Raw genomic sequence first — 13,719 nt, forward strand, 5'->3', positions numbered from 1 at the left:
CAGCTTGCCTATAACAGTTCGCTAACGTCTTTAGATAACAGTTAAAGTTTATAATTTGTTTGGAAGTTATACGTAAAAGTTTGTAGTTTTGCTAACACTGTTAGTAAATAAAAATCATGGGCTTACATGAACGTCGTCAAAGAGAAAAAGAATCAATACGCGCCAATATTTTGGATGCCGCTTTCTCCTTGGCTAAAACGGAAGGTTGGGCTTCGCTTTCTATTCGTAAAATAGCAGATGCTATTGAGTATAGTGCACCGGTTGTTTACGACTATTTTGAAAATAAGGAAGCTATTTTGTATGAAATTTCTTTGAACGGTTTCCATTGCCTGCATATAGAATTACTAAAAGCACAAAGAAAATTTGAAACTCCGGAAGAGCAGCTGACTGCAATTGTTGAAGCCTACTGGAAATTTGCTTTTAAAAATAAAGAATATTATCAGCTAATGTTCGGGCTCGGAATGCAGTGCAGCGGAAAAGGAATGATGAAAGAAGAATTTTCTTCATTTCAAGATATGTTGTACGATTGTACATACGAAATTATTAAGAAAAACGGATCAAATCCGGCTAACGCCTGTCATATGTCTCACGCCCTGTTCTCGGCGGTACATGGGTTGATCTCAATTATGATGATGCGTAACGACGATATTCCTTCTACGATGAACAAAACGACTTTGGACGAAACGGTTTCTGCTTTTGTTAAGTCTTTGTAAATTTTTTTTGAACTAAAAATTAACACCGTTAGGAAAAGTAACATGGAATAATTAACACTATTCAATTTTTTTAAACTTAAAATAAACTTAAAATGAAAACTGATCTTATAACAATAATTCTTGCCATTTTTTTTCCTTACCATTAACAGCGTTAGGAAAAATAACACCACACACCTCATTTATATTTAAAATCAACATTAAAACAATAGCAATTATGAAAATGACGATTTAACTAATCATTAATAATTCTGGATTTTTTTGAACTTAACATTAACACCGTTAGAAAAATTAACAGAATAATAAAGAAAAACAATCACATTTAATTCAACACTTCATTAAAAAATTTAAACTTAAAATGAAAATACCTGGAAAAACGAGGATCATCGTACTTATTGCTAGTATTATCCTTTTACAAAGTTGCAGTAAAGCCGCTGAAAATTCAAATCAAGCGCCACCTGCACCAGAGTTGCCCGTTTATACCGTTATCACCTCTCCTGCTACTGTTTATCAGGAATTCCCGACTGCTTTGGAAGGAAAAAACAATGTAGAAATCAGATCTCAGGTTGATGGATATTTAGATAAAATTTATGTAGAAGAAGGCGCTTACGTAAGAGCCGGACAACCTTTATTTAAAATTGACTCAAGAGCTTACGGCGAACAAATGAATATGGCTCAGGCTAATTTACAAGTTGCCAATGCCAATATTCAAAAAGCTAAAGTAGAAGTTGACAGACTTCAGCCTTTGGTAGCCGCAAAAGTAGTTTCTGATGTACAACTGAGAACTGCAAAAGCCAATTACGCAGCAGCCGTTGCAGCAGCATCACAGGCTAAAGCTTCAGTAGGCGGCGCAAAGATTAACGTAGGATTTACGACAATCACTGCACCGGTAAGTGGTTATATCGGAAGAATACCTTATAAAAAAGGTAGCTTAATTTCAAGAACAGACCCTAGTCCATTGACTTTATTGTCTGATATCAGTGAAATTTATGCGTATTTCTCTTTAAGCGAACTGGATTTTATTGCTTTTCAGAATAAATATCCCGGAGCAACTTTAAATGAGAAACTGAAAAATATGCCAATGGTAGATTTGGTTATCGCAGACAACAGCACCTATCCTCAAAAAGGAAAGATGAGCATTGTTGATGGCCAGTTTGACAAAAGCACAGGAGCAATAAGCGTTCGCGCCGTGTTCCCGAATGCAAACGGAACGCTGAGAACAGGAAATACGGGTAGAGTCCGTATGCCTCAGCTATTTACCAATACGCTTGTTATTCCTCAGGAATCAACCTTTGAAATACAAGACAAAACTTACGTTTATGTAGTCGGAAAGGATAAAAAAGTAACCGGAAAACCTGTAACGATCTCAGGAAAAACAGACAGCTATTACTTCATTTCAGAAGGTCTTTCTGTGGGAGATAAAATCGTATTTACAGGAATCGGAACATTGAAAGACGGTGTTGCCATTCAGCCAAAAGTTATTTCTTCTGATAGCTTGCTTAAAGCAAAACCTTTGTAAACGATCCTTTCAGGACAATTTATAAGAACAGTTTAAACTTTTTTAACCACAAAAGATTTTAATCATTGAGATAATAAGAACACATAAGCTTTTTATTAAACTAAAGCAACTTAAGTGTTTAAAATTCAGGTTAAAAAGTTTAAGCAACATTAAAAAATAAACTTCTTATGTTAAAACAATTTATAGAAAGACCGGTACTTTCAACGGTCATCTCCATCATACTCTTACTCTTGGGAGCACTGTCGGTTTTCAATCTTCCGATTACCCTGTTTCCGGATATTGCGCCACCAAGCGTACAGGTGACGGCATTTTATCCGGGTGCGAATGCGGAAGTTGTGGCTCGTTCGGTTGCCGTTCCAATTGAAGAGGCGGTGAATGGTGTTGAGAATATGACTTACATGACGTCAAACTCAAGTAATGACGGTACAATGACTCTGAGCGTATTCTTTAAACAAGGTTCAGATGCAGATAATGCAGCCGTAAACGTTCAAAACCGTGTATCAAAAGCGATGAGCCAGCTTCCTCAGGAAGTTGTACAGGCGGGAATCTCGACACAGAAAGTTCAGAACAGTATGATTATGTTTATGGGACTTTCGAGTGATGATCCTAAACAATACGATGAGCTTTTCCTCCAAAACTACCTTAAGATCAACATCATTCCGCAGATACAGCGTATTCCGGGTGTTGCTCAGGCTCAAGTGTTCGGAACGAGAGATTATTCAATGAGAATCTGGTTAAAGCCAGACAGATTAGCAGCCAACAATCTTTCTCCACAGGAAGTGATGACAGCTATTAAAGATCACAACCTTGAAGCTGCTCCGGGACGTCTTGGGCAGGGAAGTAAGGAAACTTACGAATACATCCTTAAATATAAAGGTAAATTAAATAAAAACGAAGACTACGAAAATATTGCTATTAAAGCCAATAATGACGGTTCATTTTTAAGATTAAAAGATGTAGCAAGAGTAGAATTCGGTTCATATACATATACAGCAGCTAATAGAGTTGATGGTAAGCCTGTAGCAGGTTTTGCGATCCTTCAAACTGCAGGTTCCAATGCGAACGAGATCTTGACAGAAATTGAAAAACAGGTAGATCAGTTTTCGACAACGCTTCCAAAAGGAGTAAAACCGATCATCATGTATAACTCTAAAGACTTCCTTGATGCCTCAATTCATCAGGTGGTAGAAACTTTAGTGATTGCATTTGTTCTGGTATTTATTGTAGTATTTATTTTCCTTCAGGATTTCAGATCTACCTTAATTCCAGCGATTGCGGTTCCGGTAGCGATTATCGGTACGTTTTTCTTCCTTCAGTTATTTGGTTTCAGCATCAATATGTTGACCTTGTTTGCATTGGTTCTTGCAATTGGTATTGTGGTGGATGACGCGATTGTCGTCGTCGAAGCCGTCCATTCCAAGATGGAACATACGGGAATGCCTGTAGAACAAGCTACAACAAGCTCAATGAGTGAAATTTCCGGTGCGATCATTTCCATTACATTGGTGATGTGTGCCGTGTTTATTCCGGTTGGCTTCATGCAGGGTCCTGCGGGAGTTTTCTACAGACAGTTTGCCTTTACATTAGTAATTGCGATCATGATTTCAGCGGTAAACGCTTTAACATTAAGTCCTGCTCTCTGTGCATTATTATTAAATGATCCTCAGGGAGAACATGGAGATCACGGTCATAAAAAAGGTTTTGGAGCGAAGTTTTTCAACGCGTTCAACGTAGCCTTTAATAATATGACTAAAAAATATATTTACAGCCTTAAATTTTTAATTAAAAACAAATGGGTAGCTATCGCAGGTTTAGCTTTAATCACCGGAGCAAGTGTTTTCTTAATTAAAAAAGCTCCGTCAGGATTTATTCCTACAGAGGATCAAGGTTTCGTTTTATATGCGGTAAATACACCTCCGGGAAGTTCATTAGACAGAACTCACAGAGCGACAGAACAAATCGATAAGATTGTAAATGGTGAAAAAGCAACCAACCACCTTTGGGTAGCCGATGGTCTGAATTTCATCAGTAATGCCAACGCGTCTCCATATTCTGCAGGTTTCATTAAGCTTAAAGATTATGACAAACGTGGCGAAATGAAAGATCCAGATCAAATTGCAGCCACCTTAACAGGAAAAGTAGCACAAGTGAAAGATGCCAGCGCATTCTTCTTCAACTTCCCTACGGTACAAGGTTTTGGTAACGTTTCCGGTTTTGAATTTATGCTTCAGGATAAAACCAGCGGTTCGTTTGAGCAATTGGGAACAACAACTCAGGCATTTATCGGAGAATTGATGAAACGTCCTGAAATTGCATTTGCCTTTACAACTTATGCCGCAGGAAACCCGCAATATACGATCGATGTAGATTCAGATAAAGCAAATCAGCTGGGAGTTTCTGTGACAGAATTAATGCAGACGATGCAAATTTATTACGGAAGTAGCTTCGTTTCAGATTTCAACAGATTTGGGAAATATTACAGAGTAATGGCTCAGGCAGATGTTCCTTATCGTACGGATGCCAATTCTCTGGAAGGGATTTATGTTAAAAATAAATCAGGTGAAATGGTTCCTGTAAAGACTTTAGTGACTTTAAAAAGAACTTTCGGACCTGAAACTGTAACAAGAAATAACTTATTCAACGCCGTGACCATTAACGGAACTCCGAAACCTGGTTACAGTACAGGAGACGCCATTAAAGCGGTAGAAGAAGTTGCTCAAAAATCACTTCCGAGAGGTTACGGTTATGAATGGACAGGTATTACCCGTGAAGAGATCAAAACAAGCGGACAGACAGCTTTTGTTTTCATGTTGAGTATCTTATTCGTGTATTTCTTACTGGCAGCTCAGTATGAAAGTTATATTCTTCCGTTTGCCGTTATTTTAACGATTCCTACAGGAGTTTTCGGGGTATTTGCATTCACAGGACTGGCTGGAATTGATAATAATATTTACGTTCAGGTTGGATTAATCATGCTCGTCGGATTATTAGCGAAGAACGCCATCTTGATTGTAGAATTTGCCGTACAAAGAAGAAAAGCAGGAAAAACATTAATTGAATCTGCACTTCAGGCTTCAAGATTACGTTTAAGACCAATTTTGATGACATCATTTGCCTTCATCATTGGTATGCTTCCGCTAGTTTGGTCACAAGGTGCAGCAGCAAAAGGTAACCACTCGATCGGCATAAGTACCGTTGGAGGAATGTTTACAGGAGTTGTATTAGGAATTTTCATTATTCCGGTAATGTATGTGATCTTCCAGTATTTACACGAAAAAATGCCTAGCAGAAAAAACAAAAGATTGCTTAAGCAAAAACAGCAAGACGAGCTTTTAGCAACTGCTCATTAATAAAAAAATGATATGCAGAACTTTGAGATAAAAAAAATAGAGAAGCAACTATTCAAACTAATATTATAAAAAGCAAAGTATTTTCTCCTACTAAAGACTTCTTTGCATAAAACAAAAACCTCTCAAAGTTTTGTATTCAATTAAAAGTTATTAAAAAACTATGAAAATAATTAAGAATTTTCTTCTAACACTTATATTTGCTTTAGGCGCGGTTTCGTGTGTGTCAAAAATGGCATATGCGGAGCCGGACCTCGAGCTCCCGGAAAAATTCCAGTACACGGCAACTGCTGATACAGCGAGTGTAGCCAACCTGGAATGGAAACAATTTTTCACTGATCCTATTTTACAAGGTTTAATTGAAAAAGGAATTAAAAACAATTACGATCTGCAAATTGCTTTAAAACAAGTTGCTTCTTCACAGGAAAAACTAAAACAGGCAAAATACCTTCAATATCCTGATGTAGGTTTCGGAGTTTCAGCGCAGATTTCAAAACCGTCAAAAAACAGCATGAACGGGCAAAGCTTAAACTTATTTTTAGGAAAAAGCTATGTTGAAGATTATAATGCAGCCTTCAATTTGTCTTGGGAAGCTGATATTTGGGGTAAAATTAAAAACCAGCAGGAGGTTTCAAGAATGCAGTATCTGCAGACTTATGAAGCTACAAAGGCTATTCAGACACAGGTTGTTGCAGCGATTGCTCAGGGTTATTATAATTTATTGATGCTTGATAAACAGTTACAGATTGCAAAATCAAATTTAGAACTTAGCACCAATACCCTTTCTCTTACAGAAAAATTGTGGCAAAGCGGTGATACAACTTCTTTGGGAGTTCAGCAGGCAACTGCTCAAAAGCAATCTACAGAACTTTTGATCACTCAATTGGAGCAAAATATTGCCATTCAGGAAAATGCTTTGAGTATTTTGGTGGGTGAAAATCCAAATAAAGTCAACAGAACGATTGAAATGTCCGACACTTCTTTACCACAGGAAATTTCTGCGGGACTTCCTGCAGCGATGGTAAGCCGTCGTCCGGATGTACGTCAGCAGGAATTGGTTTTATTGGAATCCAATGCGATGGTAGGAATTGCTCAGGCAAATATGTACCCTTCATTGAAAATTACGGCAAACGGAGGTGTAAATTCATTTAAAATTGATAACTGGTTTCAGATTCCGGCATCTTTGTTCGGTTCTGTTTTAGGAGGATTGACTCAGCCTATTTTCCAGAAAAGACAATTAAAAACGGATTTAAATGTTGCTAAAATCCAGAGAGAGAAAAACGTTTTGGCGTTCCGTCAGTCCGTTTTAAATGCAGTGGGTGAAGTTTCTGATGCTTTGGTTTCAAATGAAAGCTTAAAAGTTCAGGAACAAAAAGCAACAGAACAGGTTGCAACTTTAAAAGATGGAATTAAAAGTGCCGAAATGCTTTACAAAGGCGGTTTGGCCAATTACTTAGAAGTGATTACAGCTCAGGGAAATTCTTTACAGGCTGAACTGAATCTTGCGTCCGTAAAAAGACAGAGACTAAGCAGTATTGTTGATTTGTACCGAGCTTTAGGTGGCGGTTGGAAGTAGTAAATTAAATTATATTGTTAATAAATGCGGTCTCTCGGGATCGCATTTTTTGTTTAAAATTAAATTTTTTAACGTTAATATTATCCACTCTGTCATTCTGAATGGAACAAAGTGGAGTGAAGAATCTATAAAATATTTGCTGAGATTCTTCATTCGTCAGAATGACAAAAATGCTGTTAAAAAAAGGATCCACAAAGTTTGTCATTCAGAGCATAAACTGAAGGTTTACGAACGTAGTTCAGAAGTGGAGAATGGAATCTAAGCTATATTTGTAGAGATTTATTTGCAAATACCGTTGCCTAAATTCCTACGGAATGACAAAGTGTACGTTGTATTATTTTTGAAACTCTTCATTAATATATTCAATCAAATCATCAAAATCCTGTTGAGAATATCCCAGCTGCAAATAATGAATATCATCCGCTTTCCGATACCAGGTCAGTTGACGTTTTGCATATCTCCGGCTGTTTTTTTTAATTTCCGAAACGGCAAAATCCAGATCCCATTCACCGTCAAAATATTTGAATAATTCTGAATAACCAACTGTATTTAAAGCCGTCAAACCTTTAAATTTTTCCAAACTTTTCGCTTCATCCAGCAAACCTTTCTCCATCATCATATCTACTCTCCTGTTGATTCGGTCGTATAATTCTTCTCTTGGAGCTTCAATTCCGATTCGGATAACATTAAAATCTCTTGAATCTTGTGAAACTGCAATCAACTCAGAATATTTTTTATTCGTCTGCCAGATCACATCAATTGCCCGTAAAAGTCTTCTGTGATTATGAAAATCAACTATAGCAAAATATTCAGGATCAAGGTTTTTCAATATTTCCTGAAGTTTATCTATTCCTTCGTTTTCGAAAATTTCATGTAATTTTTTCTGATTTTCTTCATCAGCTTCGGGTAAATCATTTAAACCTTCAATTACCGCTTTTTCGTACATCATGCTTCCGCCGACAAGGATAATGGTTTCGTGATTTTCAAAAAGTTCGTTGAGCTTTTTTAAAGCATCTTCTTCATATTGCCCGATAGAATAATAGTCTTCAACCGAAAGATTTCCAATAAAATGATGAGGTACCGCCGCCAATTCTTCTTCCGACGGCGAAGCGGTTCCGATTTTCATTTCTCTGAAAAACTGGCGCGAATCACAGGAAACAATTTCCGTATCGAAATGTTTAGCCAAATCAATCGCCAATCTTGTTTTCCCAATTCCGGTGGGTCCTACAACAGAAATCAAATTTTTCTTTTTCACGGCGCTAATTTACGAAATTGAGCTAATTTGAATTTTTATTTTTTTCAACATAAAAGCACAAAAGAATTCTGAATATCCGCTTGTAATGTTTTTTTAACGAAAAGTCCGCTAAGACTTTTTTTAACTACTAACTGTTTTTAAGTTCGCAAAGGCGTTCTACTCAGCAAAGTTTATGAAGATTCTTGAATTATGTCAAATAGCAGATAATCATAAAAGAAATTCTTTGCTTTTTTAGATATTTAAAAGTTCGGAAAAAATAGAACGTAAACTTTTTTGCCCTTTTAAAACTAAATGTTTTCACCTATTTCTTTGTTACTTTTATGGTTAAAATTGAATATATTTAGAACACATACACTGAAATGTTTATCTTTGTATGACAATAAAAAACTATGATTTTATCAATGACCGGATTCGGCAGAGCCGAAGATGTTTTTGAAGGTAAAAAGATTTGCATAGATATCAAATCTCTGAACAGCAAAAGCTTTGATTTAAATATCAAAATCCCTTTACGATATAAAGAAAAAGAATTCGAAATAAGAAAAATTCTTAATGACAGAATTATCCGCGGAAAAGTAGACTGCTACGTTTCTCTTGAAAATCTTGAAGAAACGAATGATGTAAAAATCAACAGAAATTTAATTGATTCTTACATGAATGAGCTTCGTAATATTGCCGCAGACGGGCCGGATTTTGAATACCTTAAAATGGCGGTCAGACTTCCAGACGCAATTACTTCAAGACCTGACGAACTTCTTGAAGGTGAATGGGAGGTTTTGGCGAAAATCGTTCATGCCGCTATTGATAAGTTTGAAGATTTCAGAAGAACGGAAGGAAAAACGCTGCACGAAGAACTGGAAAGAAATATCCAAAGCATTGACAGAAATCTTACTGAGGTTATTCCATTTGAAGAGGAAAGAATTATCAGCGTAAAAGAACGTTATCAAAAATCATTAAAAGAGTTTGAAAATGTTGATGAAACCCGTTTTTATCAGGAAATGGCTTATTTTACAGAGAAATTAGATATTTCGGAAGAAAAAGTAAGACTTGCCCAGCATTTGAAATATTATAAAGAAGTAATGGATAATGAAGATTTCAACGGAAAAAAACTTGGTTTTATTTCTCAGGAAATCGGAAGAGAGATCAATACATTAGGCTCAAAAGCCAATCATGCCGAAATCCAGAAACTGGTGGTCATGATGAAGGATGATTTAGAGAAAATTAAAGAACAGACGTTAAACGTATTATAAGTTACGAGATTCGTGATACGAGTTTTTTAGATTTCGAGATTAAATATACAGAATCTGAAAACTCGAAACCCTGAACTCGAAACCCGAAACTAAACAATGGATAAAGTTATCATATTTTCAGCGCCGTCGGGAAGCGGAAAAACTACATTGGTAAAGCATTCTCTGGAGGTATTTGATGAGCTGCAGTTTTCAATTTCCTGCACGACGAGGCAGCCAAGGGGAAGTGAAGTGCATGCGGTGGATTATCATTTTTTAAGCCCGGAAGAATTCAGACAGAAAATCGCGGAAGATGCTTTTGTAGAATTTGAAGAAGTATATACTGATAAATACTACGGTACTTTAAAATCTGAAGTTGAAAAGATCTGGAATCAGGGAAAAGTGGTAATTTTTGATGTTGATGTAAAAGGCGGAATTTCCTTAAAAAAATATTTTGGGGGAAAAGCGCTTTCAATTTTCATTGAGCCGCCTTCCATCGAAGAGCTGGAACGAAGATTGATTTCAAGAGATACAGATGATGCAGAAACCATTAAAACCCGTGTAGAAAAGGCAGAAGAAGAAATGTCTTATGCGAAAGAATTTGATAAAATCGTGATTAATTCCGATTTGGATATTGCAAAAAAAGAAATAGAAAGTTTAATAAAAAATTTTATAGAAGAAACTGGAAGTTAGAAGTTAGTAAAAACGCCGGAAAATTCCGGATTAAATCTAACATCTAATTTCTAACCTCTAACTTCTATAATCAAAAAACACTGAGATTAACATGAGTACCGAAACATTAGAAAGAGCTAAATCTGCGATTCCGGTTAAGGGCTATTTAGATATAAAAGACCTTATCATTCCTGAAGGTGAGGAATTGGTAAAAGCTATTTTAAAGCTTAAAGAGGAAAAAAATGCGGTGATTTTAGCGCATTATTACCAGCCCGGAGAAATTCAGGATATTGCTGATTTCCTGGGAGATTCCCTGCAGTTGGCGAGACAGGCAAAAGATACCGACGCTGATATGATTGTATTTTGCGGAGTACATTTTATGGCGGAAGCGGCAAAAATTCTGAACCCGACCAAAAAAGTTGTCCTTCCAGATACCATGGCAGGATGTTCTTTGGCAGACGGCTGTTCGGGAGAAGGTTTGAGAAAAATGCGTGAACAGCATCCTAATGCTTTGATCGCAACATACATCAACTGTAACGCGGAAACAAAGGCAGAAAGTGATATTATTGTAACAAGCTCAAACGCTGAAACCGTAATCGAAGCTTTGCCGAAAGACCGACCGATCATCTTCGCTCCGGATAAAAATTTAGGAAGATATTTATCTCAAAAAACGGGTCGTGACATGATTTTATGGGATGGAAGCTGTATCGTTCATGAAGCATTTTCTATGGAGAGAATTGCCCAGCAATTAGCGGATAATCCTGATGCAAAACTGATCGCACATCCGGAAAGTGAAGAAGCAGTTTTAAAGCTGGCTCATTTCATCGGATCCACTTCTGCTTTATTAAATTTTGTGGAACAAGATGACTCTCAGAAATTTATCATCGCAACAGAAGAAGGAATTCTTCACGAGATGAGAAAACGTGCTCCTCATAAAGAATTAATTCCTGCTTTGGTTTTTGATGAAAGCTGCAACTGCTCAGAATGCTTTTATATGAAACGTAATACAATGCAAAAACTGTATTTATGTATGAAATATGAGCTTCCTGAGATTCTCATTGATGAAGAACTTCGTTTGAGAGCTTTAAAACCGATTGAAGCCATGCTTGATCTTTCAAAAAGTATAAAATAAATGAAAAGCACTGTTTTTACAGTGCTTTTTTCTTTTAAAGTTCAGAAATAATTGTAAAACATTCCATGCTTACTAGTACACATTTTCGGCAGGTTTCCGGAAGATTCCAATATGCTTCACAAGAATGTATATCATTGGGCCCAAAAGCACCTGTCGGACAGCCGTTACAGTGTGAAATCGGAGGAACTCCTGCTCCACTGATCTGTTCTAAACTTTTTCTGTTTAGTTTTTTAAGATTTTTCATGGTCTAATTAAATTTGCTTAATTATGGATTAATATCCGGACATAACGGATAGTTTATAGAATAAAAGCAAACCTTACGCCCTCTTAAATCCGTGCACCATGCACAACCAACTGGTCCACAATCCAAATCGACTTGGCACTCATCAGTAAATTTTCCTCCATTAATTGATTTTAAATTTTCTCTGTTTAATTTTTTTAAATTTTTCATGGTAATATTAATTTTTGTTTGACTTTCTAAATATATTACTTTTGTTATTCAAAATAAAACATATGAGTAAAATATTTCTCGAAAACGTGAAAATTTACGCCTATCATGGTGTTCTTCCTGAGGAGAATATCATTGGTACGTATTATATAATCAACGCAGAACTTCATACCGATCTTTGGAAAGCTGCAGAAACAGACGATCTTCAAGACACGATAAGTTATGCCGACATTAATGAGATCCTGCAAAATGAAATGAAAATTAAGTCTAAATTATTAGAACACGTTGCAGGAAGAATCATTTCTAAAATTCATGAAAAATTTTCCGAAATTTCTTATATTAAATTAAAAATCACCAAAACAGCTCCACCCATGCAGGGCGAAATGACCGGCGCAAGCATTGAGCTTGAAAAAAGTTTCAAACCGGAAAATTAATTATTCTTATTTTCGCTTCTTAAAAATATACACAATTGAAATTCATTAAAATATTATTTATACTACTGTTTATCAATACTTTCGGACAAAAGAACAATGATAATCAATTAGCCACCTACGACTTTCCAAAGATAAAATCGAGCATTACGATGCCTGTAACGATTCCTCTTTCGGAGATTAGCAATATGATCAATGCTTCCGTGAAAGATTTGGTTTATCAGGACGATTCTTACACCGATAACAACGATGATCAGTTTAAGGTAAAAGTCTGGAAAACCCGTCCCATTCGATTAGTTGGAGGAACAAGTCAAAATATTTTGATCGAAGTTCCTTTAAAAATCTGGGCAGAAAAGGGCATCGGGACATTGGGCGTTTACACGTATCAGAACACAACTTTTGAAACGGTGATGTCTTTTAACACGACCTTAAGCTTTAAAAATAACTGGACAATCTCAACAAATACTCAACCAAATGGATTCAAATGGGTAACAAAGCCTGTTTTGGATTATGGAAAAATCAAAATTCCAATTACTTCTTTAGTTGAAAAGAGTTTGAAAGAACAACAGGAAAAATTTTGCAAAACCATCGATCAGCAAATGGCAGCTCAGTTAAATTTCCAGCAATATACGGTCATGGCATGGAATATTTTTAACCAGCCTTTTAATATTTCGGAAGAATATAATACATGGTTGAAAGTAACGCCTATTACCATCAATATCACCCCGCTGAAATTTTACGGTAACCAAATCGATACCAATATTGGGATTGATGTGTATTCCGAAACTTTTACGGGGAGTAAACCGGCAGCTTCGCAGCCTGTAAAATCAGCAACAAATTTTAACTCAATTCCTGTTTTAGCGGATCAATTTTCATTGCAAACGACAGCTAATATTCCTTTTACAGAAGCCAGTGCCATTGCCAGAAAAACTTTTTTAGGAAAAGAATTTGATGTAAAAGGTTCAAAGGTTAAAGTCTCCGATATCAGGGTATTCGGCATTGATGACAGAATTGTAATTGAAGCTCAAACAGAAGGTTATGTGAAAGGAACTTCTATTATTTCCGGGATTCCGGTGTATGATGAGGTAAAAAAGAAAATTGTGCTGTCAAACACCAAGTTTAAGTTAAAAACATTAAATATTCTTCAAAAAACTGCTTCTCTCCTATTCCAGGGAAAAATTGTAAAGATGATCGAAGAAGAATACGGAATTCCTACTCAAGAACTGGAAGACAACTCTAAAAAAAGCATCGAAGAAGCCTTTAACAAAGAATATTATAAAGGTCTAAAAATGAACGGGAAAGTCTTTAATTTAAAACCCACAAAGATTCTTTTAAGTTCTACTGGAATTACAGCTGTTATTGACACAAACGCAACTTTAAAACTAATAATAAACGGATTATAAATA

The 13,719-nt window shown here is 36.1% G+C and carries 12 protein-coding genes; 9 read left to right on the forward strand and 3 right to left on the reverse strand.

Going from position 1 to position 13,719, the window contains the following annotated elements:
* The first annotated feature begins 116 nt into the window (after positions 1 to 116).
* The 4 genes from BLT04_RS12325 (at position 117) to BLT04_RS12340 (ending at position 7,152) form a co-directional block, all read left to right on the forward strand.
* Positions 117 to 713 carry a TetR/AcrR family transcriptional regulator gene (locus BLT04_RS12325; protein ID WP_089756101.1) on the forward strand — a complete coding sequence of 199 codons (597 nt, stop codon included), beginning with the start codon at positions 117 to 119 and terminating at the stop codon, positions 711 to 713.
* A gap of 355 nt (positions 714 to 1,068) precedes the next feature.
* Positions 1,069 to 2,229 (forward strand): efflux RND transporter periplasmic adaptor subunit, encoded by a 1,161-nt coding sequence (locus tag BLT04_RS12330; protein ID WP_089756102.1) that lies wholly within the window; start codon positions 1,069 to 1,071, stop codon positions 2,227 to 2,229.
* A 167-nt stretch (positions 2,230 to 2,396) separates the two neighbouring features.
* Entirely contained in the window at positions 2,397 to 5,579 is a 3,183-nt protein-coding gene (locus tag BLT04_RS12335) for an efflux RND transporter permease subunit (RefSeq protein ID WP_089756103.1), read from the forward strand.
* A gap of 160 nt (positions 5,580 to 5,739) precedes the next feature.
* Complete coding sequence (locus BLT04_RS12340) at positions 5,740 to 7,152, forward strand: efflux transporter outer membrane subunit (RefSeq protein ID WP_089756104.1); 1,413 nt, start codon at positions 5,740 to 5,742, stop codon at positions 7,150 to 7,152.
* Positions 7,153 to 7,486: 334 nt separating this feature from the next.
* Here BLT04_RS12340 and miaA read toward each other — a convergent pair whose 3' ends face one another.
* Complete coding sequence (gene miaA / locus BLT04_RS12345; RefSeq protein ID WP_089756105.1) at positions 7,487 to 8,407, reverse strand: tRNA (adenosine(37)-N6)-dimethylallyltransferase MiaA; 921 nt, start codon at positions 8,405 to 8,407, stop codon at positions 7,487 to 7,489.
* A 389-nt stretch (positions 8,408 to 8,796) separates the two neighbouring features.
* Between miaA and BLT04_RS12350 the strand changes: the two genes are divergently transcribed.
* The 3 genes from BLT04_RS12350 to nadA all read left to right on the forward strand — a co-directional run bounded on the left by BLT04_RS12350 (position 8,797) and on the right by nadA (position 11,434).
* On the forward strand, positions 8,797 to 9,654 hold the full coding sequence (locus BLT04_RS12350) for a YicC family protein (RefSeq protein ID WP_089756106.1): 858 nt from the start codon (positions 8,797 to 8,799) through the stop codon (positions 9,652 to 9,654).
* Positions 9,655 to 9,750: 96 nt separating this feature from the next.
* Entirely contained in the window at positions 9,751 to 10,323 is a 573-nt protein-coding gene (gmk, locus tag BLT04_RS12355) for a guanylate kinase (protein WP_089756107.1), read from the forward strand.
* 91 nt (positions 10,324 to 10,414) lie between these two features.
* Complete coding sequence (gene nadA, locus BLT04_RS12360) at positions 10,415 to 11,434, forward strand: quinolinate synthase NadA (protein ID WP_089756108.1); 1,020 nt, start codon at positions 10,415 to 10,417, stop codon at positions 11,432 to 11,434.
* Between the two features lie 34 nt (positions 11,435 to 11,468).
* Here the strand turns inward: nadA and BLT04_RS12365 are convergent, their stop codons facing one another.
* Positions 11,469 to 11,678, reverse strand: coding sequence for a bacteriocin-like protein (locus tag BLT04_RS12365; RefSeq protein WP_089756109.1), 210 nt, complete (start codon positions 11,676 to 11,678; stop codon positions 11,469 to 11,471).
* Positions 11,679 to 11,699: 21 nt separating this feature from the next.
* On the reverse strand, positions 11,700 to 11,885 hold the full coding sequence (locus BLT04_RS18760) for a bacteriocin-like protein (protein WP_139166244.1): 186 nt from the start codon (positions 11,883 to 11,885) through the stop codon (positions 11,700 to 11,702).
* A gap of 62 nt (positions 11,886 to 11,947) precedes the next feature.
* Between BLT04_RS18760 and folB the strand changes: the two genes are divergently transcribed.
* Both folB and BLT04_RS12375 read left to right on the forward strand, forming a co-directional pair.
* A complete protein-coding gene (gene folB / locus BLT04_RS12370; protein WP_089756110.1) occupies positions 11,948 to 12,316 on the forward strand; it encodes a dihydroneopterin aldolase in 369 nt (122 codons plus the stop codon).
* Positions 12,317 to 12,351: 35 nt separating this feature from the next.
* On the forward strand, positions 12,352 to 13,716 hold the full coding sequence (locus tag BLT04_RS12375; protein WP_089756111.1) for a DUF4403 family protein: 1,365 nt from the start codon (positions 12,352 to 12,354) through the stop codon (positions 13,714 to 13,716).
* Positions 13,717 to 13,719 lie beyond the last annotated feature (3 nt).

It is taken from the genome of Chryseobacterium soldanellicola (genome assembly GCF_900100115.1).
Lineage (GTDB): Bacteria > Bacteroidota > Bacteroidia > Flavobacteriales > Weeksellaceae > Chryseobacterium > Chryseobacterium soldanellicola.

Bases quoted from the DNA above. Each gene is read 5' to 3' on its own strand.
- BLT04_RS12325 (WP_089756101.1), top strand. From the start codon at position 117: ATGGGCTTACATGAACGTCGTCAAAGAGAAAAAGAATCAATACGCGCC.
- BLT04_RS12330 (WP_089756102.1), top strand. From the start codon at position 1,069: ATGAAAATACCTGGAAAAACGAGGATCATCGTACTTATTGCTAGTATT.
- BLT04_RS12335 (WP_089756103.1), top strand. From the start codon at position 2,397: ATGTTAAAACAATTTATAGAAAGACCGGTACTTTCAACGGTCATCTCC.
- BLT04_RS12340 (WP_089756104.1), top strand. From the start codon at position 5,740: ATGAAAATAATTAAGAATTTTCTTCTAACACTTATATTTGCTTTAGGC.
- BLT04_RS12350 (WP_089756106.1), top strand. From the start codon at position 8,797: ATGATTTTATCAATGACCGGATTCGGCAGAGCCGAAGATGTTTTTGAA.
- gmk (WP_089756107.1), top strand. From the start codon at position 9,751: ATGGATAAAGTTATCATATTTTCAGCGCCGTCGGGAAGCGGAAAAACT.
- nadA (WP_089756108.1), top strand. From the start codon at position 10,415: ATGAGTACCGAAACATTAGAAAGAGCTAAATCTGCGATTCCGGTTAAG.
- BLT04_RS12365 (WP_089756109.1), bottom strand. From the start codon at position 11,678: ATGAAAAATCTTAAAAAACTAAACAGAAAAAGTTTAGAACAGATCAGT.
- BLT04_RS18760 (WP_139166244.1), bottom strand. From the start codon at position 11,885: ATGAAAAATTTAAAAAAATTAAACAGAGAAAATTTAAAATCAATTAAT.
- folB (WP_089756110.1), top strand. From the start codon at position 11,948: ATGAGTAAAATATTTCTCGAAAACGTGAAAATTTACGCCTATCATGGT.